Origin of the sequence: Roseococcus sp., from assembly GCF_965227005.1 — a bacterium.
GTDB lineage: Bacteria > Pseudomonadota > Alphaproteobacteria > Acetobacterales > Acetobacteraceae > Roseococcus.
Window position 1 is genome coordinate 111,597 of record NZ_CBDDFJ010000018.1, and the last position, 25,308, is coordinate 136,904.

General features: G+C 69.5%; 23 protein-coding genes. 11 read left to right on the forward strand and 12 right to left on the reverse strand.

Translation table 11 applies throughout. From position 1 onward, the window contains the following. The first annotated feature begins 76 nt into the window (after window positions 1–76). The 4 genes from proB to ACO057_RS09170 all read left to right on the forward strand — a co-directional run bounded on the left by proB (window position 77) and on the right by ACO057_RS09170 (window position 3,817). On the forward strand, window positions 77–1,189 hold the full coding sequence (gene proB, locus ACO057_RS09155) for a glutamate 5-kinase (protein ID WP_421990850.1): 1,113 nt from the start codon (window positions 77–79) through the stop codon (window positions 1,187–1,189). A 3-nt stretch (window positions 1,190–1,192) separates the two neighbouring features. Continuing rightward, window positions 1,193–1,984 (forward strand): undecaprenyl-diphosphate phosphatase, encoded by a 792-nt coding sequence (locus ACO057_RS09160; RefSeq protein ID WP_421990852.1) that lies wholly within the window; start codon window positions 1,193–1,195, stop codon window positions 1,982–1,984. A gap of 156 nt (window positions 1,985–2,140) precedes the next feature. Next, window positions 2,141–2,584 carry a hypothetical protein gene (locus ACO057_RS09165; protein WP_421990854.1) on the forward strand — a complete coding sequence of 148 codons (444 nt, stop codon included), beginning with the start codon at window positions 2,141–2,143 and terminating at the stop codon, window positions 2,582–2,584. A gap of 324 nt (window positions 2,585–2,908) precedes the next feature. Further along, window positions 2,909–3,817: a flagellin gene (locus tag ACO057_RS09170; RefSeq protein WP_421990856.1), complete on the forward strand. Its 909-nt coding sequence runs from the start codon at window positions 2,909–2,911 to the stop codon at window positions 3,815–3,817. A 54-nt stretch (window positions 3,818–3,871) separates the two neighbouring features. Here the strand turns inward: ACO057_RS09170 and ACO057_RS09175 are convergent, their stop codons facing one another. Further along, the gene (locus ACO057_RS09175; protein WP_421990858.1) at window positions 3,872–5,047 is read right to left on the reverse strand and encodes an acetyl-CoA C-acetyltransferase; all 1,176 of its coding nucleotides are present in this window, start codon (window positions 5,045–5,047) and stop codon (window positions 3,872–3,874) included. Window positions 5,048–5,240: 193 nt separating this feature from the next. On the opposite strand from ACO057_RS09175, the gene ACO057_RS09180 reads away from it, so the two are divergent. Further along, the gene (locus tag ACO057_RS09180; RefSeq protein ID WP_421990860.1) at window positions 5,241–5,828 is read left to right on the forward strand and encodes a hypothetical protein; all 588 of its coding nucleotides are present in this window, start codon (window positions 5,241–5,243) and stop codon (window positions 5,826–5,828) included. Here ACO057_RS09180 and ACO057_RS09185 read toward each other — a convergent pair. Next, on the reverse strand, window positions 5,825–6,814 hold the full coding sequence (locus tag ACO057_RS09185) for an alpha/beta fold hydrolase (RefSeq protein ID WP_421991166.1): 990 nt from the start codon (window positions 6,812–6,814) through the stop codon (window positions 5,825–5,827). The genes ACO057_RS09180 and ACO057_RS09185 overlap by 4 nt on opposite strands. A gap of 16 nt (window positions 6,815–6,830) precedes the next feature. Further along, the gene (locus ACO057_RS09190; protein ID WP_421990862.1) at window positions 6,831–7,256 is read right to left on the reverse strand and encodes a hypothetical protein; all 426 of its coding nucleotides are present in this window, start codon (window positions 7,254–7,256) and stop codon (window positions 6,831–6,833) included. Between the two features lie 124 nt (window positions 7,257–7,380). Here ACO057_RS09190 and phaR point away from each other — a divergent pair, with 124 nt between their 5' ends. After that, window positions 7,381–7,929: a polyhydroxyalkanoate synthesis repressor PhaR gene (gene phaR, locus ACO057_RS09195; protein ID WP_421990864.1), complete on the forward strand. Its 549-nt coding sequence runs from the start codon at window positions 7,381–7,383 to the stop codon at window positions 7,927–7,929. 166 nt (window positions 7,930–8,095) lie between these two features. On the opposite strand, the gene ACO057_RS09200 is transcribed toward phaR, so the two are convergent. Further along, entirely contained in the window at window positions 8,096–9,433 is a 1,338-nt protein-coding gene (locus ACO057_RS09200) for a hypothetical protein (protein ID WP_421990866.1), read from the reverse strand. Window positions 9,434–9,639: 206 nt separating this feature from the next. Here ACO057_RS09200 and ACO057_RS09205 point away from each other — a divergent pair, with 206 nt between their 5' ends. Then, window positions 9,640–9,786, forward strand: coding sequence for a hypothetical protein (locus tag ACO057_RS09205; RefSeq protein ID WP_421990868.1), 147 nt, complete (start codon window positions 9,640–9,642; stop codon window positions 9,784–9,786). Window positions 9,787–10,052: 266 nt separating this feature from the next. Here ACO057_RS09205 and ACO057_RS09210 read toward each other — a convergent pair whose 3' ends face one another. The 4 genes from ACO057_RS09210 to ACO057_RS09225 form a co-directional block, all read right to left on the reverse strand. Next, on the reverse strand, window positions 10,053–10,706 hold the full coding sequence (locus ACO057_RS09210; protein WP_421990870.1) for a hypothetical protein: 654 nt from the start codon (window positions 10,704–10,706) through the stop codon (window positions 10,053–10,055). 14 nt (window positions 10,707–10,720) lie between these two features. After that, window positions 10,721–11,923 carry an MFS transporter gene (locus ACO057_RS09215; RefSeq protein ID WP_421990872.1) on the reverse strand — a complete coding sequence of 401 codons (1,203 nt, stop codon included), beginning with the start codon at window positions 11,921–11,923 and terminating at the stop codon, window positions 10,721–10,723. Between the two features lie 201 nt (window positions 11,924–12,124). Next, a complete protein-coding gene (locus tag ACO057_RS09220) occupies window positions 12,125–12,871 on the reverse strand; it encodes a hypothetical protein (RefSeq protein WP_421990874.1) in 747 nt (248 codons plus the stop codon). Further along, a complete protein-coding gene (locus ACO057_RS09225; protein ID WP_421990876.1) occupies window positions 12,868–13,668 on the reverse strand; it encodes a class I SAM-dependent methyltransferase in 801 nt (266 codons plus the stop codon). Before ACO057_RS09225 ends, ACO057_RS09220 begins: the two co-directional genes overlap by 4 nt. A gap of 90 nt (window positions 13,669–13,758) precedes the next feature. On the opposite strand from ACO057_RS09225, the gene ACO057_RS09230 reads away from it, so the two are divergent. From ACO057_RS09230 to trmB, 3 genes are all read left to right on the forward strand, one after another. Then, a complete protein-coding gene (locus ACO057_RS09230; RefSeq protein ID WP_421990878.1) occupies window positions 13,759–15,009 on the forward strand; it encodes a D-amino acid dehydrogenase in 1,251 nt (416 codons plus the stop codon). 147 nt (window positions 15,010–15,156) lie between these two features. Beyond that, complete coding sequence (metK, locus tag ACO057_RS09235) at window positions 15,157–16,344, forward strand: methionine adenosyltransferase (protein WP_421990880.1); 1,188 nt, start codon at window positions 15,157–15,159, stop codon at window positions 16,342–16,344. A gap of 66 nt (window positions 16,345–16,410) precedes the next feature. Beyond that, window positions 16,411–17,118: a tRNA (guanine(46)-N(7))-methyltransferase TrmB gene (gene trmB / locus ACO057_RS09240; protein WP_421990882.1), complete on the forward strand. Its 708-nt coding sequence runs from the start codon at window positions 16,411–16,413 to the stop codon at window positions 17,116–17,118. Between the two features lie 114 nt (window positions 17,119–17,232). On the opposite strand, the gene ACO057_RS09245 is transcribed toward trmB, so the two are convergent. The 4 genes from ACO057_RS09245 to ACO057_RS09260 all read right to left on the reverse strand — a co-directional run bounded on the left by ACO057_RS09245 (window position 17,233) and on the right by ACO057_RS09260 (window position 22,914). Further along, window positions 17,233–17,808, reverse strand: a complete 576-nt coding sequence (locus ACO057_RS09245) for a DUF1349 domain-containing protein (RefSeq protein WP_421990884.1) — start codon at window positions 17,806–17,808, stop codon at window positions 17,233–17,235. A 7-nt stretch (window positions 17,809–17,815) separates the two neighbouring features. Next, window positions 17,816–20,971, reverse strand: coding sequence for an efflux RND transporter permease subunit (locus tag ACO057_RS09250; RefSeq protein WP_421990886.1), 3,156 nt, complete (start codon window positions 20,969–20,971; stop codon window positions 17,816–17,818). 7 nt (window positions 20,972–20,978) lie between these two features. Continuing rightward, window positions 20,979–22,130, reverse strand: a complete 1,152-nt coding sequence (locus tag ACO057_RS09255; RefSeq protein ID WP_421990888.1) for an efflux RND transporter periplasmic adaptor subunit — start codon at window positions 22,128–22,130, stop codon at window positions 20,979–20,981. Window positions 22,131–22,257: 127 nt separating this feature from the next. Beyond that, window positions 22,258–22,914, reverse strand: coding sequence for a GDSL-type esterase/lipase family protein (locus ACO057_RS09260; RefSeq protein ID WP_421990890.1), 657 nt, complete (start codon window positions 22,912–22,914; stop codon window positions 22,258–22,260). A gap of 80 nt (window positions 22,915–22,994) precedes the next feature. Here ACO057_RS09260 and ACO057_RS09265 point away from each other — a divergent pair, with 80 nt between their 5' ends. Next, complete coding sequence (locus ACO057_RS09265; protein WP_421990892.1) at window positions 22,995–25,304, forward strand: xanthine dehydrogenase family protein molybdopterin-binding subunit; 2,310 nt, start codon at window positions 22,995–22,997, stop codon at window positions 25,302–25,304. The last annotated feature ends 4 nt before the right edge of the window (window positions 25,305–25,308 follow it).

The following is a 25,308-nucleotide window of genomic DNA, read 5'->3' on the forward strand; positions in this document are numbered from 1 at the left end:
CAGCTTACAAACACAAATGCCATGTAACGAGGGGAGTCTTGCCCCCAGCCGGCAAAACCCGCAGAGACGCGAGGTCATGATCCCCCTCGCGAATGCCCGACGCATCGTCGTCAAGATCGGTTCCGCCCTCCTGGTGGAGAAGGCGGAGCCGCGCAACGCCTGGCTGGATTCCGTGGCCGCCGACATCGCCGCGCTCCGGGCGCGGGGCGTCGAGGTCGTCGTGGTCTCGTCGGGCGCGGTGGCGCTGGCGCGCGGCACGCTGGGGCTGAACCGCAAGGTGCTGAAGCTGGAGGAGAAGCAGGCGGCCGCCGCCGTCGGGCAGATCCGCCTGGCCGGCGCCTGGGACCGCGCGCTCTCGGCCCATGGGCTGCGCGCCGCCCAGCTGCTGCTGACGCTGGAGGACAGCGAGGACCGCCGGCGCTACCTGAATGCCCGCGCCACCCTGGCCACCCTCGCCGAGTTGGGCTGCGTGCCGGTCATCAACGAGAACGACACGGTCGCGACGGCCGAGATCCGCTTCGGCGACAATGACCGCCTGGCCGCCCGCGTGGCGGAGATGATCTCGGCGGACGCGCTGATCCTGCTCTCCGACATCGATGGCCTCTACACGGCCGATCCGCGCAAGGACCCGGCCGCGACGCATCTGCCCGAGGTGGATCGCCTCACCGACGAGATCATGGCCATGGGCGGCGATCCGCCCCCCGGCTATTCCTCGGGCGGCATGCGCACCAAGCTCATCGCGGCGCGCATTGCCACCGGCGCGGGCTGCGCCATGGCCATCGCGCTCGGCCACGCGCCGCATCCCCTGGCGCGGCTGGAGGCCGGCGAGCGCTGCACCTGGTTCCTGGCCTCGCCCGAGGGCCGCACGGCGCGCAAGCGCTGGATCGGCGGTTCGCTCCAGCCGCATGGCGCGCTGGTGGTCGATGCCGGGGCGGCGCGGGCGCTGCTGCGCGGCGGCTCGCTGCTGCCGGCCGGCGTGCGCGCGGTCTCCGGCGACTTCACCCGCGGCGATCCCGTGAGCGTGCAGGACGAGGCCGGGCGCGAGCTGGCGCGCGGGCTTTCCGCCTATGACGCGGCGGATGCCTCGCGCATCGCCGGCCATCGCAGCGCGGAGATCGAGGCGCTGCTCGGCTGGCGCGGGCGCGACGAGCTGATCCATCGTGACGATCTCGTGCTTCTGGAGGGATAACGGATGTTCGATGCTTTTCTGATGGGCCTTCTCGAGGGCCTCACGGAATTCCTGCCCGTCTCCTCCACCGGGCACCTGATCCTGCTGGGCCAGCTGATTGGCTTCGAGGGGCCGCCGGGCAAGGTCTTCGAGATCTCCATCCAGCTGGGCGCCATCCTCGCCGTCATCGTCGTCTTCTGGCGCAAGCTGCTGGACGTGGTGCTACGCATGTGGCGCCCGCGCTCGCCGCAGCGCTACTTCGCCGTCAACATCATCCTCGCCTTCCTGCCGGCGATGGTGCTGGGCGCGACGCTGCACAGCACGATCACCTCGCTGCTGTTCAACCCCTACGTGGTCTGCGTGGCGCTGATCCTGGGCGGCGTCGCCATCATCGCGATCGAACGCGCCATGCCCACGCCCACCATCCACTCCGTGCCCGAGATCGGGCCGCTCGCCGCCCTGCTGGTGGGCTTCGGCCAGGCGCTGGCGATGATCCCCGGCACCTCGCGCTCGGGCGCGACGATCATCACCGCGCTGCTCTGCGGCGTGGACCGCAAGACGGCCGCCGAGTTCAGCTTCATCCTCGCCATCCCGACCATGCTGGCGGCCACCGCCTATTCGCTGCTGAAAGCGCGCAACGAGCTCTCGATGGACGGGATGTCGATGATCGCGGTGGGCTTCGTGACGGCCTTCGTCGTGGCGCTGGTGACGGTGAAGGCGGTGCTGGCGGTGATCGGGCGGATCGGCTTCACGCCCTTCGGTTGGTATCGCATCGCGATCGGCGTGGTGATGCTGGCGGTGCTGCTGCTGGGCTAGTCCCGGCAACTCTCCAAGTCTCCCGGCGTTCAGAACGCATCCGCTGGCAACGGGTCGAGGGCTCGCCACTGCGGCGTTCCACGCCCGGCTTCGACCGGCTTGCGGCTCCGCGCGGCAACGCGCCTGGACACCGACCGATATGAGGAGGCCCCGAACATGCGTAACAGAACCTGGCTCCCCGCCGCCGTGGGCGCCATCCTGCTCGCCACCCCCGCTCTGGCGCAGGCACAGCACTATTCCAATCCCGGCCGCAGCGACGCCCTGACCGAGATGGAGCGCGAGCGCCGCAATGCCGGCCCGCCCTCCGTCCCGCTCCAGAACCGCGACGGCGCGGTCGCCGACGACATCGATGCGCGCAACGTGCGCGACTGGCTGATGCAGGCCAAGGCCGCCATCGGCCGCGGCCAGATGGGTCAGGCCAATGAGTTCCTGGAACGCGCCGAGACGCGCCTGCTGAGCCGCAGCACGGAGCCGTCGCGCGCGGGCGAGCCCGCTTCGGGACCGCGCGTGGAATCGATCGCCGGCGCCCGCCAGGCGCTGCGCAACCGCGATCGCCAGGAGGCGATCCGCCAGATCGAGACGGCCTTCCGCGGCGGCTGAGCGACGCGCGATCGCAGCTTCGAAGCCGGCGGGGGCGAAGGCCCTCGCCGGTTTTTTTTCGCCTGCGCCCGCGCGGCATGTCGGAGAAAGATTCACGATCTCGGGCGGCGTTAGCCGGGCGTTAACCGGCGCGGGTTCATTTTTACGGGACGACAGGATCGGACCCGCAGGATGCAGGACTCCTCATTGGCCGCGAAGGGCGTCTGGCCCGGCGGACCGCAAAGGCGCCGTTTCGCGGCCGCCGCTCCCGCGCGCTCGTCCCCGCAGAGCTGACCCACCCACCCGCGCCGGCCCCTGGGCGCCGACAGACGAGGAAAAACACCCATGTCGATGAATTCCGTGAACACCAATCTGGGCGCGATGGTCGCATTGCAATCGCTCAACCGGACGGGCGCCGAGATGGAGGCGACGCAGAAGCGCATCTCCACCGGCTATCGCGTGGCCGATGCGCGCGATGACGGCGCGGCCTATGCGGTGGCCGAGCGCATCCGGGGCGATCTTGCTTCCACCACCTCGGCGAACCAGCAGCTGGGCGGCATCAAGGGCCTGCTCGACACCACACGCACGGGGCTGGAGAACATCTCTACCGTGCTGAAGGACGTGAAGGCCACGATCGTGGCGCTGTCGGACGCGAACATCACCGCGAGCCAGCGCAGCCAGTACATCGCCGCGCTGAAGGAGAAGTTCAGCCAGATGGCGAACTTCGTGACGGACACGACCTATAACGGCCAGTCGATGCTCAACACAACCGCGACGGCGGGCGATACCGGCACCACGCTCGGCCAGGTGAAGACCGTCCGCAACGGCGAGGGCGCGACCTATTCCTTCGCGCGGGTGGCGACGCAGGGGATCAACGGCCAGGCCGGATTCACGGCGCTGACCCATCTGGGCATGACGACGTCGGGCGTGGCCCAGGGCGGGACGCTGGCCGCGGCGATCAGCAGCTTCGGCGCGGCGCTCACCACGGGCGGGGCGGTGAACGTCGCGATCAACAATGCGCTGACCGCGATGAACAACCTCGGCAGCTACAGCAAATACGTGGACAGCCAGATCACCTTCAACAAGGCGAAGATGGACGCGCAGGAAGCGGGCATGGGCGCGCTGATCGATGCGGATCTGGCGAAGGAATCGGCGCGTCTTCAGTCGCTGCAGATCCGCCAGCAGCTCGGCAGCCAGGCACTGGGCATCGCCAACCAGGCGCCGCAGATGCTGCTGTCGCTGTTCAAGGGATAGCGCGCGAGGTCGCCGCCCGGCCGTGACCGGCGGCGACCCGCGACGCCGAGGCCGCTATGCGCGCTCCAGGCACATGGCCACGCCCATGCCGCCGCCGATGCACAGCGTGGCGAGGCCCTTCTTCGCGTCCCGGCGCTGCATCTCGTAGAGCAGCGTGGTCAGCACGCGCGCGCCGCTGGCGCCGATCGGATGGCCGAGCGCGATGGCGCCGCCATTCACGTTCACCTTCGACGTGTCCCAGCCGAGATCCTTGTTCACCGCGCAGGCCTGCGCGGCGAAGGCCTCGTTCGCCTCGATCAGGTCGAGGTCGCCGACGGTCCAGCCGGCCTTCTCCAGCGCCTTGCGGCTCGCCGGGATCGGGCCCGTGCCCATGATCGAGGGATCCACGCCCGCCGTCGCCCAGCTCTTGATGGTCGCGAGCGGCTTGATGCCGCGGCGCTTGGCCTCCTCGGCCGACATCACCACCAGCGCGGCCGCGCCGTCATTGATGCCCGAGGCATTGCCGGCGGTGACCGTGCCGTCCTTCGAGAAGGCGGGACGCAGCTTGCCCAGGATTTCGGCCGTGGTCTCCGGCTTGGGGTATTCGTCGTCGGAGACGATGGTGTCGCCCTTGCGGCCCTTCACCGTGACGGGGACGATCTCGTCCTTGAAGCGGCCGGCCTTCATGGCCTCGCCCGCCTTGCGCTGGGAATTGGCCGCGAACTCGTCCTGCTCGCCGCGCGTGAGCTGGTATTTCTGCGCGACGTTCTCGGCCGTGTTGCCCATGTGGTAGCCGTGGAAGGCGTCCCACAGCCCGTCCTTGAGCATCGTGTCGACGAATTCGAGGCTGCCCATCTTCTGGCCGTTGCGCAGGTTCTGCGCGTGCGGCGCCTGGCTCATGCTCTCCTGCCCGCCGGCGACGACGATCTTCGCATCGCCGGTCGCGATCTGCTGCGCGGCCAGGGCCACGGCGCGCAGGCCGGAACCGCAGAGCTGGTTGATGCCGAAGGCGGTCGCGCCCACGGGGATGCCGGCGTTCACCGCGGCCTGGCGGGCCGGATTCTGGCCCGCGCCGGCGGCGAGGATCTGGCCGAGGATCACCTCGTCCACATCGGCGGCATCGACGCCCGCGCGGCTCAGCGCCGCCACGATGGCGATGCGGCCGAGCTCATGCGCGGGGAGGGAGGCGAGGGCGCCGTTGAAGCTGCCGACGGGCGTGCGGGCAGCCGAGGCGATGACGATGTCGGTCATGGGTCTCTCCCAGTGATGTAGGGCGTGTTTGGCGGCCACTCTGCATCTGGGGGCTCGCGACGTCCAGTTTGAGGGCGCGTCGACGAGAGCGGGCCCTGGTCCGGACAGCGGCGCGACAGATGCGACAGCAAAGGATTGGCCGATGAATATTTCCTGGGAATAGGATTTCCATGCATCAGGAGGAGTTTCGGTCATGGCTTCGATGGTCATCCACGACCGCCGGCTCAGCGGCGAGACGCCGGCCTTTTATAACTTCGTCATGCAGGTGAACATTCGCACGCATATCCGTCACATCACGGAGGTGGTCGCGCGCCGGGCGCGGCAGGTTCGCAAGCTGAACCGGCTGCACATCCTCTGTCACGGCTACGAGAACAACTGGGACCTGCGCGGCCAGATGTCCCTGCCCGCGGCCCATGGCGGCTTCGGCCTGCAGCTCGGCGCCGAGGGGCTGAACCTGTTCAATTATGGGCTGACGAGCGCCTGGAAGGGGCTGGTGGACGAGATCGTGCTCTTCGCCTGCGCCCCGGCCGAGACCTATCACGCCAATGCCGGTACCTGGGGCGACGGCAAGCGCTTCTGCGGCTACCTCGCGCTGACCTCGGGCGCGCGGGTGATCGCGGCGCGCGACACGCAATACTACAACGACGACAGCGGCCCGATCGACTTCCATGACTGGGAAGGGCCCGTCTACCAGTTCTCCGACGCGAGTCCCGAGGGGGCGATCATCAACAATCCCTCGCCCTATCGCGTGCAGCGCGACCGCGCCTCGGCCGCCGCCTAGAGACCCGTCAGCCAGTCGCCGAGCGGCCGCCACAGCGCGGCCTCGGCGCCCTGGCCGGCGACCATCCCGATATGCCCGGACGGCGCGATATGCGTCACCGCGCCGGGGATCGCCGCGGCCAGCGGCAGGGCAGAGCCCGGCGGCACGATGCGGTCGCGCGCCGGCACGGCGATGAAGGCCGGCTTGCGCCAGTCGCCGGGAAGCACCGGCAGGCCGGCCACCGTCCATTCGCCACGGGCCGGCGTGTTCGCGCCGTACCAGCCGCCGAGCGTCTCGCGCGCCACCGGGGCGGCGAGGGGGATGCCGTCATTCAGCCAGTCCTCCAGCGCGACGAAGCGGCGCGCGCGGGCGCTCGCGGGGTCGAGCCGGGCGAAGGCGCGGAACTTCTCCGGAATGCTGAAGGGATCGAGCATGGCGAAGAGGCTTTGCAGCGCGTCGACGCCAAGCGCGCCGGCGGGCTCCATCATTGGCTCCAGCCCCGGCAGCAGGCGCGACAATCCGCGCGACTGCGGATCGGCCGAGAAGTCCCAGGGCGTGGCCAGCAGCGCCAGGGCGTGGACGCGATCGGGCCGGCGCAGCGCGGCGGCCAGCGCCAGCAGCCCGCCCATGCAGTAGCCGGCCAGCACCAGGCCGGACGGCGCGGCGAGAAGCGCGCGCTCCAGCCGGCCGGCGATGTGGTCGGTGAGGGTGAAGCGCCGTTCGACCGGCCCGGGCCAGCCCCAGTCCAGCAGCAGGGGCCGCAGCCCGCGTCCGGCGAGGTGGCGCATGAGCGAGGCGCCCTCGTCCAGATCCAGCACGTAATGCCGGTTGATCAGCGAGGGCACGAAGAGCACCGGCCGTCCGCCGCCGCCATAGTCGAGCAGGCGCGCGGAGCCCTCGGCCCAGATCACCGGCGGGTCGGCCAGCTCGCGACGATGCGGATGGCGGCGATAGGCGGCGAGGCCGCGCAAAAGTCCGGCATCCTCGCGCCAGAGCCGCCGCAGCACGGCGGCCCGGAAGGCCTCAGGGCTTGCCGCGCCGGGCTCGAGGCTTGCGAGGGACCGGGCGATCCGTGCCGCCTCCGCCTGGCCCGCCTTCGAGCGCGGCCAGCCGTTGTTCCAGCTCGGCCAGCCGGGCGCGGAGGGTGGCATCCCCGGTAGAGGGAGTGGTCCCGGGAGCGGCATCGTCATCGCCGCCATGCCCCGCGCCGCGCCGAGCATCAGGTGCAGGGGCAAGGGGCGCGGGCCGCGGCGCGGCGGGGTCATGCGCGCGCCACGCCATCTGCGCCGACAGGAACGAGCCCTGCGCGCGCCAGAAGGCCGCCATCATCGCGACCGACGAGGCCCAGGCCTCGGCCAGCTCCGCATCCTGGCCGAGCGCCGACAGCTCGCTCTCCCACAGAGCGATCCAATCGGCGGCCAGTCGGTCGAGATCGTCGGGTCGGTCCATCCATGCCCGTGACTAATGCTGATACGGATCGGAACGCGAAGGTTGCTCGCATGCCGCGACCCCGTGCTACGCTCGCGGGGAAACAAACGCCAGACCACAAACGCCAGCCGTGGGAAAACGCCGCATGCTCGAACAATCGGCAGATACGAAGCCCGCGACGCCTCCGGTCGTCGTGAAGAAATACGCGAACCGCCGGCTCTACAACACGGAAAGCAGCAGCTACGTCACGCTCGAGGACCTGGCGCAGATGGTACGACTGGGTCGCGATTTCGTGGTCTATGACGCCAAGTCGGGCGACGACATCACGCGCTCCGTGCTCACGCAGATCATCGTCGAGGAAGAATCCAAGGGCAGCCATCTGCTGCCCGAGAGCTTCCTGCGCCAGCTGATCGGCTTCTACGGCGACAGCCTGCAGGGCGTTCTTCCCCGATACCTGGAGGCCACCATGTCCGGCTTCTCGCGCCAGCAGGACGAGATCCGCCGCGGCATGGAGCAGGCGCTGCGGCCCTTCTCGCTGGAGGAGGTCAGCCAGCGGAACATGGCGATGCTGGAGCGGGCGATGAGCCTCTTCACGCCCTTCCAGGCCGGCGCCCCGCGCAGCGAGGTCGATACGCTGAAGGCGGAGAACGCGGCGCTGAAGGCGGAACTGGCGGCGGCCCGCAAGGGCTCGTAACCGCCGCCAAGACCGATCCTGGGCTCTGGCCTCGGGTTTTGCGCGCGCATATGCGCAAGGTCATCGGCTCCATCGAACGCCACTCCGCGCAACGCCCCGAGGGCGATGTCCGAGACACCGCCCGGCGCGCCGGTTTGCGGAACCGGGGGCGTGTTCCCCCGACGGATCAGGAGGTCGCGCGCCGGGAGGGCCCGCCAGCCTCCGCGAGGCGCGTGAGCTCACGCCAGGTCGCGTCATATCCCGCATCGGCGACCAGGGCGCGCGGCAGGCTGCGCTTGCGCCAGGAGGCGTCCCAGGCCTCCGCCTCGGCCCAGCATTCGGCGGCGGCCGATGCCGTCATGGAAGCGGCCATGCGCTCGGCGAAACGTGCCTCCAGGGCATCGCGCCCGGGCTTCAGCTCCGCGAGCACCGCGGCGAAATCCCCGAGCAAGGCGCCGCGGTGCAGGTCCTCGTGCCGCCACCAGGGCGTCGCCGCGTCGCGTCGGTCGCTGGGGCGCGGTGCCTGCGGCGGCAAAGCGAGATCGGCGAGCACGGGGCGGAAGACCGAGAGGCAGGGCGCCGACGTGCCGGTCACCCAATGCAGGGCGCGCCCATCCGCATGCAGCTCCGAGACCAGGGAGGCCGTGCTCTGGCCGCGCCGCTCGTCTCCGGCGGCGTGCATGCAGATGGTGCGGCCGGTCGCGCGCGCGGGATGCCAGTGCGGGTCGCTTTCGCCCGCCGCGCCGTGGTCGCGCAGGATCGCCATCATATCGGCCGTGGTGAGGGCGCCGTCCTTGCGGGCCATCAGCTCGGTCGAGCGGGCGCAGCGCGCGCGGCCCTGGGTGGCGGCGTCACGCTCGGGGTCGAGATAGGCTTCCGCGAAGTCGAGATCGCCCTCGCCGCTGGCCCAGCCCCGCGCCGTCGCATCGGCGATCAGCGCGGGGCTGGCGCGCCAGATCGCGCCGCGCCCGATGGACAGCGCGTTGGAGATGGCGCGCGTCCTCGCGACGCGCTCCACCACCCAGAAGCGGCCCACCGTCTCCAGCACGAAAGCGCCGTCGCGGTCGGCGATGAGATAGGAGTTGTCGTAGAAATGCGCGTGAAGGTGGCCGCAATCGCCGCCCTGTCCGTGGCGTTCGAGCAGCTCGACGATGATCCCGACCGCCGCCTCGGCCGTGGCGGCGCGTTCCAGCGCGAGGCGAACCAGGTCCATGCCGATGAGCGAGGGCTCGCGACCTGGCGGGAGGCGGGCATGAACGGCCTCGTTGCCGATCACCACGCCGGCCGCATTGGCGCCGATCTCGGCACCCCAGCACCAGAAGGGCCGGCTCAGCAGGACGGCCTGCGTCTCGGCGACCTGCGGGATCTCGATATAGCTGCAGCGCAGCGGGCTGCCCGGCGGGTGGCGCGCGGCGGCGCGATGCTCGAGGAACTGGGCTTCGTTCCTCTCGCGGTCGCTGTTCTTTGCGAAAAGGACGTGGCCGGATGCGGTCGCCAGCGGCAGCGCCAACATGGTGTCGCACATTGTCAGTTTTCTCCAGGAATAGGTGAATCATCACGTTTCACGCCTGAAGCGAATAGCCACCCTTGCATCCGCCATGCCAACCTTGCGGAGCTCGTCGCGGTTGAGCGCAAGGCCGCCTCCTGCACGAAAAAGGTGCGCAGGGAGCAATTTTGAGTTGATATTTTGGTGTTTCGTTTATATTGTTAGATGAATTCGAGGAGGAAGCCATGTCTCAAAATATTTCTGGATCCCAAGTCCGGACCACGGAATCGATGCTGGCGGAGTTGGTCCATCACATGGCCGAGATGGTGAAGGCGCAGAAGGAAACCAACGTCGCCATTCATCAGATGCTTCTGAGCCAGAAGCGCGGCTGACTCTCTAAGGTCGGCACTAAATAGCTCACGAGAGCAAGTCGTAACGCGAGAGTGTTGACGGTTTTTCTGTCGGCATTCTTCCTGAGTGGCGGCTGTCGGCATTCGCCACAGAGGTTCGCCTTCGGTCATTCAGGCGAATATGCGCACCCCGACTGAGCTTGCGCCTGTCGAAGGCGCGCCCAGGCAGAAGCTGTCATGGGCCCCATGGGCGGGGCGCCGTCATCGGCATTGCAAAATCCCGATCGCCGAACCGTCGCCGATCCTGGTCAGCCCTCGCGGGATTCCCGGCATTCCTCGATCGGCTTGCCCAGCGCCGCCACCCGATCGCCGTCGCGCAGGCAGCCGGCCTGCCACTCCCCGCGGAACCAGCCTTCCTCGACGCTGTAGAACTCGCCGGGGCCCTGGGGCAGGCCGTCGCGGAACTCGCCGCGGAAGAGGTTGCCATTGATCCAGAACATCACGCCGCGGCCATGGCGCTGGCCCTGGCGCCACTCACCGTCATAACGGCCCGTGGGGAAGACGCGCAGGCCACGGCCATGCTCGCGGCCCTCCTGGAACTCGCCCTGGTAGATCTCGCCCGTGGATTCGAGATAGGTGCCGATGCCGTGCATCCGCCCGCGCGCCATGGTGCCGACGTAACGCTCGCTGCCCGGCTCGCCCTCGCGCTTGTAGTTCCAGCCGAGCACGCCCTCGCCCTGCGCCGGGCCCTCGGGGCAGGGACCGGTCCAGTGGACGGTCTCTTCCTGCTGCGGGTTGGGGTTCCAGACCCAGCAGCCGCTCCCGGCATCCACGGCCCAGCCGGGATGGTCGACCGAGGCGAGGGCCTCCGCGGCGGGAGGGGCCGGGCGCGGCTGCGCCGGCTCGGGGGTCTGGGCCGCGGCTGCACCCGTCAGGGCCAGGTAAAGAAGACACCAACGCATCGTCCGACTCCTCGTCACGCGCCCCTGCGGAGCGCGGATACACTGAGCGCCATTCCGCCGCCGAGCGCTACCACGGCCAGCGCAAGGGGCAGACCCCATCCGGGGGTGGATTCCAGCAACAACCCGCCCAGCGGCGCGCCGACGGCACCCCCCAGCAAATAGGCCGTGTTCAGCCCCGCCATGCCCAGGGCGCGCGCCGGGCCGGCGAAGCGCTGCACGGCGCGCACCATGCCCAGCGTGTAGATCGAGCCCGCCGCGCCGCCCCAGACGGCCAGGACCGGCCACATCCCCCAGCCCGGCACCAGCATCGGCCAGAGCAGCGATCCGATGGCCACCACCACCGCGCAGGCGAGCAGCGCGCGATGGGTGCCGAAACGGTCGGCCACCATCCCCACGGGATATTGGGCCAGGACATTGCCGAAGCCCGTCGCCACGACGATGGAGGCCGCCGCCGCGGCCGCCAGGCCGAGCGCCAGCCCCTGCACGGGAAAGACCGCGCCGGCCGAGCCTTCGAGCGCGCCGCAGAGCATCGCCGCGCCAAGCGGCGCGATCATCATCATCGCCACCGGCTTCAGCCGGAAGATCGACAGGCGCATGCGGCGCGGCACGGCGCCCGGCGGCTCGTGCAGCGCGAAGGTCAGCATCAGCCCGAGGCCCATGAGGAGCGCGGAGCCGTAGAAGGCCTCGTTGCGGACGCCGAAGAGCCACAGCGCCGCCGGCCCGCCGCCGATCGCGGCCGAGACGAAGGTCTGGTAGATGCCGAGGAACTGCCCCTCGCGCCCGGCCGGCGCCATGGCACCCGCGATCGCGTCCGAGCTTGTCCAAGTGAGGCAGGAGGCGATCCCCAGCACCGAACCCAGCACGAACCACAGCGCGATCGGCGGGTTGGAGCCGAGCCCGGCCAGGGCCAGCATCGACAGCACGACGGCCCCCTGATGCAGCCGCAGCGCGCCGCCCACCCGGCCCGCGAGCCAGGGCGAGAGGGGCGCGGCCAGCAGCGCTGAGATCCAGACGGCGGCGGCGTAGAGCCCGACCATCGCCGGAGAGGCGCCGCGCTCGGTCAGCAGGACGGAGGCCAGCGGCACGCTCATCCAGACGCCGGCGAAGGCGCAGGTGGCGGCGGTCACGAAGACGGGGAACTGGATGCCGCGCGGAATGGGCGCAGCCTGAAGCATGGACATGGGGTGATCGGCGCCCTGGGGCGCGTCCTCGGTCATGGGTTGCGGGTCGGCAGGCGCGGCGTCAGCCGCGTTTCAGCCCGCGTGATCCGGGGTCGAGGAGCGTCGCCCGCCACGCGGCAAGGCCCGCATGCGACGGAAGGCGGGAGGAGCGCATGGCGCGGATGTGCCCTGGCGCGGGGGCGAAAGTCAAACGCCTCACGGCTGCCTCCCGCGCCGCGCATGGCCTGGCGCGGCGGCTCAGCTCAGCTTGGACCAGGGTTCGCTGAAGCCGGTCAGTGCCTCCTCCGGCGTCTCCGGCAGCAGCGCCGCATAGAGCCCGCGCTCGCGTCCCGCCGTCGGGTGATCGCGGTGGAGGATGCGGTCGAAGCCCAGCTCCAGCAGCATGTGCTTCACCGCCTCGGGATTGGGCGCCCAGCCGGCCACGGCCGGGCCATAGGTCATGGGCATGGTCCGCGCCATCATCGCCGGCCGGGCCTGGTCCATCCCGCCCTGGATCGTCTCCAGGAGCAGCAGCCGCGAGGTCACCGCGCGCAACCCCTTGAGCCCGGCGATGGGATTGAACATCTGCGTGAAATACTCGGTCGCCACCACGACGTGGAACTGGCCGAAATCGGCGGTCAGCGCGCGCGGATCCACGGCCCGCGTCTCGATCTCCAGCCCCGTCGCGCGCGCGGCGAGTTCCGTCGCGGCCTGGGCCTCGGAGCCCGGCCGCGTCCAGGCCAGATGGTCCGTCGCCACCACGCGGGCCGCGCCGCGGCGCCGGGCCGCGAGGCTGAAGGCGCCGTTCCAGGCGCCCACCTCCAGGACCTCGGCGCCGCTCAGATTGAGCGGGCCGAACAGCGCCTCCTCGACGGCGGCGAGCTCCGCCTCGCCGCGGATGCCCGGCGTGACGAGGTCCGGGCGCAGGCGGAGGCTCTGCAGCCAGTTGTGGGAGGCGACGGCGACCGCGAGCTCGGCCTCGGAAAGGGGATGCATCGGGCTCATGCGCGGATCTCGGCCGCGAGAGCAGGGATCATCCCCGGCGCATCCAGGTCGCGCCATTCCGGCCCGATCTTCGCGATCAGAGCGGGGTCGGCCTCGGGCGTCAGGCAGGCGTATATGCCGCGGTTCATCGTCTCGCCCGCCGAATGCGGGTAGTGGCGGTACAGGATGCGGGCGAAGCCCAGCTGGTTCAGCAGGTGGCGCATCAGCGCGGGATTGGGTCCCCAGCAATTGGTGGAATCATGGTTCAGCGTCGCGCCGGGATAGAAGATCATGCCCGGCTCGGTCCGGTCGGCCAGGTCCTGATGGGTTTCGACCAGGAGCAGCTGGCTCGTCACCGAGCGCACGCGCTGCAGCACGTCGATCGGGTCGAAGAGATGGTAGAAGACGCCCAGGAACAGCACGATGTCGAAGCTGCCGAGCTCGGGCGTGATCTCCGTCGGGTCGATCAGCCGGGTCTCGATGTCCAGGCCGAGCTCGTCGCGCGCCAGCTCGAAGGTCTCCCGCCCGCGGAATTTGGGGTGGGTCCAGCAGAAGCTGTCGGTCGCGAGGACGCGCGCCGCGCCGAGGCGCTTGGCGGCGAAGCTGTAATACCCGTTCCAGGCGCCGATATCGAGCACGCTGCGGCCCTTGAAATCGATGCCGGAGGTGAGCGCGGCCTCCTCCGCCGTCAGGATCGCCTGGGTCTTCAGGCCAGGGGTCGTGATGCCGGGGCGCAACGGGATCGAGTGGAACCAGAAGAGCTGCTTGATGCGGGTCAGCAAGGCGTTGTTGCTGAGGCGGGGCTTGGGCAGATCCATGCGCGTCTCCCGAAATGAGGTGGGACCGCGTAGCACGGGCGTCCCGGAGCGGCCATTGACCCTGCGGCGGCCGCCAAGCAGAGAGAGGGCATGCGCGTCCTGATTCTCGGTGCCGGTGTCACCGGCCTGGCCAATGCCTACCTCCTCGCGCGCGAGGGCCATGCGGTGACGGTGCTGGACGCCGAGCCCGCGGTCGGTCGCGGCACCAGCTACGCCAATGGCGGGCAGCTCTCCTACAGCTACGTCGCGCCTTTCGCGGGGCCGGGTGTGATCCGCAAGGTGCCGGGGTGGCTGATGGACCCCGACGGGCCGCTGCGCTTCCGTCCGCGCATGGATCCCGGACAGTGGAAATGGCTGATCGGCTTCCTGCGCGCCTGCAACGCCGCAACCTCCGAGCAGACCACGCGCCGGCTGCTGCGGCTGGCCTATCTCTCGCGCGACCTGACGCAGGAGCTGGCGGCGCGCGAGGCCATTTCCTTCGACTTCGCGCCCGCGGGCAAACTCGTGGTGCTGCCCGACGCGGCGGCGGTGGCGGGCGCGCGGCGGCAGGTGGCGCTCCAGGCCGAGTGGGGCAGCGAGCAGCGCGTCCTGGACCGCGACGCCTGCCTGGCGCTGGAGCCGGCCCTGGCCGGCATCGCGCATCGCATCGCCGGCGGTGTGCATACGGTCAGCGAGGATGCGGGCGACTGCCGGCTCTTCTGCGAGGGCCTCGCGGCGGTGATGGCCGCCTCCAACAACGCCGTTCAGTTCGAGCTCGGCACGCGGGTGACGCAGATCATCCGGGCCGAGGGCCGGGTGCGCGGCGTGCAGACCTCCGCCGGGGTGATCGAGGCGGATGCCGTGGTGGTGTCCCTCGGCACCGGCGCACGCCCTTTGCTGCGGCCGCTGGGGATCGACCTGCCGGTCTATCCGCTCAAGGGCTATTCGCTGACCCTGCCGATCGCGCGCGACGAATCGGCGCCGCGCGTCAGCGTGACCGACAGCGCGGCCAAGGTGGTCTATGCCCGAATCGGGGATCGGCTGCGCGTGGCCGGCATGGCCGATGTGGTCGGCTATTCGCGCGCCTTCGACGAGAAGCGGCTCTCGACCCTGGTGCGCCAGGCGCGGGAGGCCTTCCCCGAGGCGGCCGACTGGACGGAGCTGAACCCCTGGACCGGCCTGCGCCCGGCGACGCCCAAGGGGCTGCCGCTGCTGGGCCAGGTGCCGGGAACGGCGGGGCTTTTCCTCAACCTCGGCCAGGGCGGACTGGGCTTCACCCTGGCGATGGGCTGCGCGGCGGTGGTGACGGCCGCGATCGAGGGCCGCCCGGCGCCGATTCCCCTCGACGGCCTGGGATTATGACGCACCGCACCATGGCTTGACCCTCGGTCAAGCCACTGCCAAACACCCCGCGCTCGCGCGATGTGAGCCAGCCTGACCGGGGTGTCCGGTCGCCCAGGGGCTGATTTCACAATCACCTCCTCCAGCGACAAGAGGCCGAACCAAGCCATGCGCGATACGGGCGAATATCTTTTCACTTCGGAGAGCGTCTCCGAGGGTCACCCCGACAAGGTTGCGGATCGCATCAGCGATACCGTTCTTGATACTTTCCTTGAGCAGGATCCGTATGCCCGCGTGGCGTGCGAAACGCTCGTCACGACCAACCGCATCGTCATCGCCGGCGAGACGCGCGGCCCGGGCTCCATCACGCCCGAGCTGCTGATCCACCGTGCCCGCATGGCGGTCCGTGACATCGGCTATGAGCAGGAAGGCTTCCATTGGGCCAATGCCCATGTCGAGTGCCACCTGCATGCCCAGTCCGCGCATATCGCGCAGGGCGTGGACGCGGCCGGCAACAAGGACGAAGGCGCCGGCGACCAGGGCATCATGTTCGGTTATGCCTGCACCGAGACGCCTGATCTCATGCCGGCGCCGCTCTACTACGCGCACCTGATCCTGCGCCGCATCAACGAGATGCGCCACAATGGCGACCTCGCCGTGAAGGGCCTGCTGCCCGACGCGAAGAGCCAGGTCACGCTGAAGTATGTGAACGGCAAGCCCGTCGGCGCCACCTCGGTCGTGCTCAGCACGCAGCACGAGGAAGGCCTCGACTCCGCCCAGATCAAGGCGATGGTGCGCCCCATCATCGAGACGAGCCTGCCCGGCGGCTGGATGTGCCCCGAGGCCGAGCTCTACGTGAACCCGACCGGCACCTTCGTGATTGGCGGTCCCGACGGCGATTGCGGCCTCACGGGCCGTAAGATCATCGTGGACACCTACGGCGGCGCGGCCCCGCATGGCGGCGGCGCGTTCTCCGGCAAGGATCCGACGAAGGTCGACCGTTCGGCCGCCTATGCGGCGCGCTATGTGGCGAAGAACGTCGTGGCCGCCGGCCTCGCCGACAAGTGCACGATCCAGGTCAGCTACGCGATCGGCGTGGCCAAGCCCCTCTCCGTCTATTTCGACCTCGCCGGCACCGGCAAGGACGTGGACGAGGAGAAGCTGGCCAAGGTCGTGCAGGAGCTGGTGAACCTGTCGCCGCGCGGCATCCGCGAGCATCTCCACCTCAACCGGGCCATCTACGTCCCGACCTCCAGCTACGGCCATTTCGGCCGCACGCCGGATGAGGAGAAGGGCACCTTCACCTGGGAGAAGACCGACCTGGTGGACGAGCTCAAGCGCGCCTTCGGCCGCTGAGTTCATTGTGACTTCGAAGGGGCGGCGCCGGTCTCGGCGCCGCCCTTTTTCGTTTATGGGTGGCGCATGACCGAAGACTTCCTTGCCGAAGAACCCCCGACCGATTGGCCGGAAGGCGTCCCGCATCGCCTCTATGGCCGCCGCCGGGGCCACAAGCTGCGCCCGCGCCAGGAGCGCCTTCTGTCCGAGGCCGTGCCGCGCATCCGCTTCGCCGATACGGGCTTCGCGGAAGGGGCCACCGCGCTCTGGATGGAGGTCGGCTTCGGCGGTGGCGAGCACACGCTGGCCTTGCTGCGCGAGCATCCGACCACGGCGATCATCGCCAGCGAGGTCTATGAGCATGGGCTCTGCTCGCTGCTGACGGAGATCGTCCCGGACGGGGCGGAATCGACCTTCCCGCTGCCCGGGCGCCTGCGCCTCTGGCCCTCGGACGCGCGCGAATTGCTGCTGGCCCTGCCGGAGGCGAGCCTGGACCGGCTCTACCTCATGTTCCCCGATCCCTGGCCCAAGACGCGCCACGCCAAGCGGCGCTTCGTGCATCCGGAGATGCTGCCCATCCTCTCCCGCGCGCTGAAACCCGGCGCTCAATGGCGCATCGCCTCCGACGACCCGACCTACCAGGCCTGGGTGGAGGAGGTCGTGCGGCCGAGCCCGCTGTTCAGCGGCGAGGCCCCGGCGGAGGAACGCCCCGAGGGCTGGCCGCCGACGCGCTACGAGGCGAAGGCGATCGTGGCGGGGCGCAAGCCGAAATACTGGGTCTGGACGCGGGTCTAGAGCCTTCTCCGTTCGCAAAGGCTCACTGCACAGGCCCTAGCTATTTGTTTTTACGAGCATCTTTATCCGGCCAGACGATTCCGTCTGGTCGGATGATGCTCTGGGGCGTTCCGTTCAGGTGAGGTCGTGCAGGTCCTTGCCGAGCGGGCGGCCGATCCGCCACTCCGAGAAGCGCACCGTCAGCCCGGCCCGCTCGGGCGAGCAGCACATGGGCCCGACGCGATAGCGCCTCGCCTCGGGGAAGGGGCATAGCCGAACCAGCGGCCAATGGCGGCCATCCCCGGAAACCTGCACGCGCAGGACGCCGCCCTGGACGGTGATGCGCATCCAAAAATCGGCCGGATCGCCGAGAAAGGGGCCGGTGGCCCAGTCGGATGTCTCGCGCGTGAGCACGCTGCCGAGCATGGGGCTTCCGTCGGAATATTCGAGGCCGGCCTTCAGCCAGTTCCGCTCGTCGATGAGCACCAGCAGACCGGCCTGATCGTAGAGGGCCTGATAGTCGCCCTGGACCCGGACGCTCGCGGTGAAATCCCCGGCGCGCGGGGCCAGGAGCGCATGGCCGCTGTGGCGGACGAAGCCGTAATGCGTCTCGCGCCAGAAGTCGGTCTTCGCCTCGGTGACGACGGTGAGCCGGCCCGCATCCTGGGACCATTGCCCCGGCTCGTTGAGCCACTCGCCGCCGTCGATCATGTCCCGGTCAGTGCGCCTTCGCCGCGCTCTCGCCGGGCTCCTTCGGGCCGAAGCCGAATTTGCCCTTGATCCATTCGCGCGTGCTCTGGAACACCACGTAGAGCATCGGGATCATGAAGATGCCGAAGATCGAGGCCGCGAGCATGCCGCCGAAGACCGGCAGGCCCACCGCCTGGCGCGACAGCGCCGCCGCGCCCTGCGCGATCACCAGCGGCACCAGGCCGAGGATGAAGGCGAAGCTCGTCATCATCACCGCGCGGAACCGCATGCGGCTGCCGAGAATGGCGGCCTCGCGGACGGTGTGGCCCGCCTCGCGCTGCTCCTTCGCGAATTCGATGATCAGGATGCCGTTCTTCGCCGCGAGCGCGATCAGCACGACCAGGCCGATCTGGGCATAGACGTCGAGCGGCTTGCTCGCGATGTACAGCGCGACGAAGGAGCCGAGCACGCCCACGGCGACCGACATGAGCACCGGGATCGGAATGGTCCAGCTCTCGTAGAGCGCCACCAGGAAGAGGTAGGCGAAGAGCAGGGCCAGTGCGATCAGCAGGCCCGTTTGCCCCGCGGCCTGCTTCTCCTGGAAGGCGGTGCCCGTCCAGTCGAAGCTGTAGCCCGAGGGCAGCACGCGCGCCGAGATCTCCTCCATCGCGGCCAGCGCCGCGCCCGAGGAGACGCCCGGCCGCCCCTGGCCGTTCAGCGTCAGGCTGCGCGTGTTGTTGTAGCGCTGGATGGTCTGCGGCCCGAGCACGACGCGGACGTCGGCGAAAGCGCGGATCGGCACCATCTGCCCGCGCGAGTTGCGGACCTGCAGACGCCAGATGTCCGGGATGTCGTCGCGATCCTCGGCCACGGCCTGGATGTTCACCTGCCAGGTGCGGCCGAAGAGGTTGAAGTCGTTCACGTAGAAGCTGCCGAGCGCCGCCTGCAGCGTGGTGAAGATGTCGCTGATGCGCACGCCGAGCGCCTGCGCCTTGTCGCGATCCACGTCGAGGTAGAGCGACGGCGTCGTGGGCGAGAAGGTGGAGAAGACGCCGACCAGCCGCGGGTCCGCATTGGCCGCGCCCATCATGGCGAGCATGACGCCGCCGAGCTCGACGGGGTCGCGTCCCTCGAAGTCCTGCAGCTGGTATTCGAAGCCGCCGCCGGTGCCCAGGCCGATGATCGGCGGGATGTTGAAGGCGAAGACATTGGCCGTGCGGATGCCCGCCGCGCCACCGAAGACGCGGCCGATCCCGGCGAAGACGCTGTCGCCGACCGCCGTGCGATCGGCGAAGGGCTTCATCCGGGCGACCAGGAAGGTAGCGTTGGACTGCGCGCCGCCGTCGATCAGCGAGAAGCCGACGATGGCCAGGACGTCCTGGATCGCCGGATTGCTGCGGAGCATGTTCTCCACCAGGATCGTCGCCTCGCGCGTGCGGGCGACGGAGGAGCCCTGGGGCAGCTGGAGCTGCACGAAGAAGGCGCCCTGATCCTCGGAGGGGAGGAAGCCCTGCGGCGTGCGGCTGCCGATCCAGCCGATGGCGAAGGCGATGACGCCGGTCAACACCAGCGAGAGCACGGCGAGGCGCACGAGCCGGGTCACGATCCAGGCATAGCCGTCGCGCACCTTGTCGATGCCGCGCAGCACGTACTTGATCGGCCCGCGCTTGGGCCCCTCATGCCGCAGGAACAGCGCGCAGAGGGCGGGCGAGAGGGTCAGCGCGTTGATCGCCGAGATCAGCATGGCGACGCTGATCGTGACGGCGAACTGCTTGAAGAGCTGGCCCGCGACGCCGGAAATCAGGCCGATCGGCACGAAGACCGAGAGCAGCACCAGGGTGATGGCGATGATCGGGCCGGTGATCTCGCCCATGGCCTTGATGGTGGCCTCGGAGGGCGTGAGCTCGGGATGCTCCTCCAGCACGCGCTCGACGTTCTCCACGACCACGATGGCGTCGTCGACGACGATGCCGATGGCGAGCACCAGCGCCAGCAGCGAGATGGTATTGGCCGTGTAGCCGATGGCGAAGAGCACCGCGAAGGTGCCGATGAGGCTGACCGGCACGGCGACCACCGGGATGATCGTGGCGCGGAAGGACCCGAGGAAGAGATAGACGACGATGACGACGAGGATGAACGCCTCGACCAGCGTCTTGATGACCTCGTGCATGGTGTCGAGCACGAAGGTCGAGGTGTCGTAGACGACGGTGGTGGACATGCCCTCGGGGAAGCGGGCCTGCAGGCGGGTCAGGGTCTGGGTCACCGTCTCGGCGACCTGCACCGCATTGGCGCCGGGGGAGAGGTAGATGCCCATGGTCACCGCGGGCTTGGTGTTCAGCCGCGCCTCGACGTCCATGCTGGCCGCGCCGAGCTCGACCGTGGCCACGTCGCGCACGCGCAGCACCGAGCCGTCCGGATTGGCCCGGATGACGATGTTGCCGAACTCCTCGGGCGTGACGAGGCGGCCGGCGGTCTGGATGTTGAACTGGAACTGCTGGTCGTCGCCGATCGGCCGCGCGCCGATGCGCCCCGCCGCCGCCTGGATGTTCTGGTTCTGGATCGCCGCGATGATCTCGGTGGTGGAGATGTTGAGGTTGTTCAGCCGGTCCACCTGGAACCAGACCCGCATGGAGTAGTCGAGCGCGCCGAACATCTGCACGTCGCCCACGCCGGGCAGGCGGCGCAGCACGTCGAGCATGTTGATGGTGACGTAGTTGGAAAGGAACAGCGGATCCTGCGCGCCGGAATCCGAGGTCACGGCGATGAACTGCAGCACGGCCGAGGATTGCTTGCGCACGGTCACGCCGCTGCGCTGCACTTCCTGCGGCAATCGCGCCAGGATGCCCTGCACGCGGTTGTTGACGTTCACCGTGTTGATGTCGGGATTGGTGCCCAGCGCGAAGGTGACCGCCAGCGAATAGGTGCCGTCATTCGCGCTGTTGGAGCGCATGTAGAGCATGCGGTCCGCGCCGTTCACCGCCGATTCGATGAGCTGGCCGACGGTGGATTCCACCACGGCCGCCGAGGCGCCGGGGTAACGCGCCGTCACCTGCACGACCGGCGGCACGATGTCCGGGAACTGGGCGACGGGAATGGCGGTGAGGGAGAGCAGCCCCGCCAGCGTCATCACGATCGAGATGACGATGGCGAAGCGCGGGCGTCGGACGAAGATCGCGGAGAACATGCGCCGGTCAGCCCGCCCGGCCGGGGGCGGCGGGTCGCGGCGCGCTGGCCGGGGCGGGGGTCACCACCGCCCCGGGGCGGACGCGCTGGATGCCCTCGGTGATCACCTTGTCGCCGACCTCCAGGCCGCTCTCGATGGTGGCGTTCTCGGCCGTGCTGGTGCCCAGGCGGATGTTGCGGCGCTGGGCCTTGTTCTCGCCGTCCACGACATAGACGAAGAAGCCCTGCTGGTCCTGCGCCACGGCCGAGCGGGGGATGACGATGGCCTGGACGGGCTCCGCGCCCTCCAGCAGCACGGTGACGAACTGCCCGTCGATGAGCCCCCGCGCGCCGGGCTGGTCCGCCTGCGCGCCGGGGCGGACGGGATTGGCGATGGTCGCGCGGATCAGCAGGGTGTCGGTGTCGCGGCTGATCGAGGTGTCGATGAAGTTGACGCGGCCGGCCTGCTCATAGATCGAGCCGTCCACGCGGCGGATGCGCACCACCACGGCCGAGGTGCCGCCCCGGCCCTCGAAGCGGTTGCGCAGCTCGATCGCGGTGCGCTGCGGCACGGTGAAGGCGATGCGCATCGGGTCCTGGCTGACGATGGTCGCCAGCGCCTGGCTCGAGGGCGAGACCACATTGCCCGGCGTATAGGTCGTGGCGCCGATGGCGCCCGCGATGGGCGAGGTGATGTCGGCATAGGCGAGGTTGATCTCGGCGATCCGCACGGCGGCCTGGGCGCCCAGCAGCTGGGCGGCGGAGGTGCGCTCCTGCGCGACGGCGTTGTCGAGGGCGACCTGGGTGCCGGTGCCGCTGGTGCGAAGGTCCCGCGCGCGGGTGAGGGAGACGCGGGCATTGGCGAGGCTGGCCTCGGCCGCGGCGACATTGGCGCGCGCCTGGTCAACCTGCGCCTCGAAGGGGGCGTGCTCGATGGTGAAGAGCCGCGCGCCCTCGGCGACCTCGCTGCCCTCGGTGAAGAGGCGCTGCTCCAGGAAGCCGGTGACGCGGGCGCGGATATCGACGCGGTTGATCGCCTCGATGCGGCCGATGAACTCGGTGCTTTCGGTGACGGGCCGGCGGGCGGCCTCGATGATGCCGACGGCGGGCGGCGGGCCGCCCGGCATCTGGGCCCGGGCCGCGGGGACCTGGGCCGCCAGGAGGACAACGCCCAGAATCAAGGGAGCCGAGGAAAGCCGCATTCGTGCCAGACCCTATGGTTTTCCGCTGCCATCCGAGAACAGGGCAGTCTTCAGGCAAACAATCCCATTCCTGCGTTCCCGAAACAAGGGCCGCGCGCGTCCACGATCATGCGCGTTCCAAAGGCTTCTCCGAGAGCGATCCGCCCTCGATCCAGGCGCGCCACGCGGGCCAGCGCGTGAAGGCATCGGCGATGAGCGCGTAGCCCTGCTCGTTCGGATGCGCGCCATCGCCTGCCGCGACCTCCTTCCGCCAGGCCTCGGACGCAAGGACGATATCAATGACCGGCAAGAACGCGAGGCCCAATCGATCGCAGAGCGCGGCGAACCGCCTCGACAGGGCCGCGACGCGCGCATCGGTGATCGGTTCGCCGATGGGGAAGGGGCCGACCATCAGGACAGGGCGCCGGGCCATCGCCGCGACAAGGATCGCCTCCGCATTCGCGACGGCGCGATCGGCGCTCACGCGCGGGGCGCCATCCTCGCCGGTGCAGGCGTCGTTGGCGCCGAAGCAGAAGACCAGGCCGCCGTCATGGCCGGGCGGAAGCCGGCCTTTCGTCTCGTATTCCCAACGGGCGTGGATATCCTCGCTCGTGTCGCCGCGGATGCCCAGATTGTAGAAGGTGAGATCGCGCCCGGCGCGTCGCGCGGCGGCGCAGGCGCGCCCGACCCAGCCGAGGGCCGTATCGTCGCCGGTGCCGTTCACCATGCTGTCGCCGAAGAAGCAGATGCGGAGGGGGAGCGCTTCATGGCCCGATTGCAGCACACGAAGAATGCTATCGTCCCCCTTTTCCTTTGGTCCATCATCGTCAGATGATGCGCTGAAACAGCGGCGAGGAGATTTCCATGGCGAAGTTCGGATTGAGCCAGTCGGTGCGGCGCATCGAGGATCCGCGGCTGCTGAAGGGCAACGGCCTCTACACCGGCGACATCCAGGTGCCCGGCGAGACCCATGCCTATGTGCTGCGCAGCCCCCATGCCCATGCGAAGATCCTCTCGATCGACACCACGGACGCCAAGGCGATGCCGGGCGTCGTCGGCGTCTTCACCCATGCCGACCTGATCGCGGCCGGCGTGGGCGAGGTGCCCTGCATGATCCCCATGAAGAACATCGACGGCAGCCGCCGCACCGACACGCCGCATTTCGCGCTGGCCAAGGACACCGTGCGCCATGTGGGCGACGGCGTGGCGCTGGTGATCGGCGAGACGCCGGAGGCCGCGCGCGACGCCGCCGAGGCCATCCTCGTCGATTTCGACATCCTTCCCTCCGTCACCGACCTCGCCACGGCGACGGACGCCGGCCAGCCGCTCGTCTGGCCGGATTCGAAGGACAATATCTGCTTCGATTGGGCGGTCGGCGACAAGGCCAGGGTGGACGGGCTCTTCGCCCAGGCCGCGCATGTCACCAGCCTCACCGTGGTGAACAACCGCGTGGTGGTGGCGAGCATGGAGGCGCGCGCCGCGCTCGCGCAGTACGACGCGGCGGCCGGCAGCTGGACGCTGCACACCAACACCCAGGGCGCCTGGTCGGTGAAGGGCATGCTGGCCGGCGTCTTCGGGCAGGAGGCGGAAAAATTCCGCGTGGTGACGACCGATGTGGGCGGTGGCTTCGGTATGAAGCTTTTTCTCTATGCCGAGCACGTGCTGACCTGCTTCGCCGCGCGCAAGACCGGCCGCCCGGTGAAGTGGGTGTCCGAGCGCACCGAGGCCTTCATGTCGGACAGCCACGGCCGCGACAACGTGACGCTGGGCGAGCTGGCGCTGGATGCCGGCGGGAAATTCCTTGCCATGCGCACGCGCAACCTCGCGGGCATGGGCGCCTATCTCTCCAACTACGCGCCCTTCATCCCGACCGGCGCGGGCACCAAGGTGCTGGCGAGCGTCTATAACTTCCAGGCCATCTACGCCCATGTCATCGGCGTGCTGACCAACACCGTTCCGGTGGACGCCTATCGCGGCGCGGGCCGGCCGGAATCCAATTATCTCGTGGAGCGCCTGATCGACACGGCGGCGGGCGAGATCGGCGTGGACCGCATCGAGCTGCGCCGGCGCAACATGGTTCCCTCCAGCGCGATGCCCTACGTCTCGGCGATGGGCCAGCGCTACGACAGCGGCGAATTCGCCATGCTGATGGAAGAGGCGCTGAAGCGGCTGGACTGGGCCGGCTTCCCAGCCCGCAAGGCGGCCGCCGCGGCGCGCGGCAAGAAGCGCGGCATCGGCATCGCCTATTACCTCGAAGCCACCGGGGGAGACGCGACGGAGAACGCCTCGGTGAAATTCGCCGAGGACGGCTTCGTCGACGTCTATGTCGGCACGCAGAGCACCGGCCAGGGCCATGAGACGGCCTATGCCATGCTGACCTCGCACGAGCTCGGCGTGCCGATGGACAAGATCCGCATCCGCCAGGGCGACAGCGACAGCCTGCCCTCCGGCGGCGGTACGGGCGGGGCGCGCAGCCTTTACTCCGAGGGCCAGGCGATCCTGGTGACGACGGCCTCCGTGATCGAGAAGGGCCGGCAGGCGGCGTCGGAGATCCTGGAGACGGCGCTGATCGACATCGAATTCGACAAGCTTCGCGGCTTCCACGTCGTCGGCACGGATCGCGAGATCGGCATCATCGACCTCGCCTCGCAGCAGCGCGCGCGCATCGCGGCGGGCGAGGACACGATCCTGCTGGACGCGCTGGAGATCGCCAAGATCGACAACCACACCTTCCCCAATGGCTGCCACGGCGCCGAGGTGGAGGTCGATCCCGACACGGGCATGATCCGCTTCGAGAAATACGTGGTGGTGGATGATGTGGGCCATGCGCTGAACCCGCTGATCGTACGCGGCCAGGTGCATGGCGGCGTGGCCCAGGGCATCGGCCAGGCCTTCATGGAACGCACCTCCTACGATCCGGAGAGCGGGCAGCTGCTTTCGGCCAGCTTCATGGACTACGCCCTGCCGCGCGCCGAGGACCTGCCGAGCATCGAGGTCGAGCTGATGTCGGTGCCCTGCGAGACCAATCCGCTCGGGGTGAAGGGCGCGGGCGAGGCGGGCGCCGTGGGCTCGCCGCCGGCGGTGGTGAACGCGCTGATCGACGCGCTGGGCGTGAAGTCCATCGACATGCCGGCGACGCCGGAGATCGTGTGGCGGGCGCTGCAGGCGGCGTGACGCT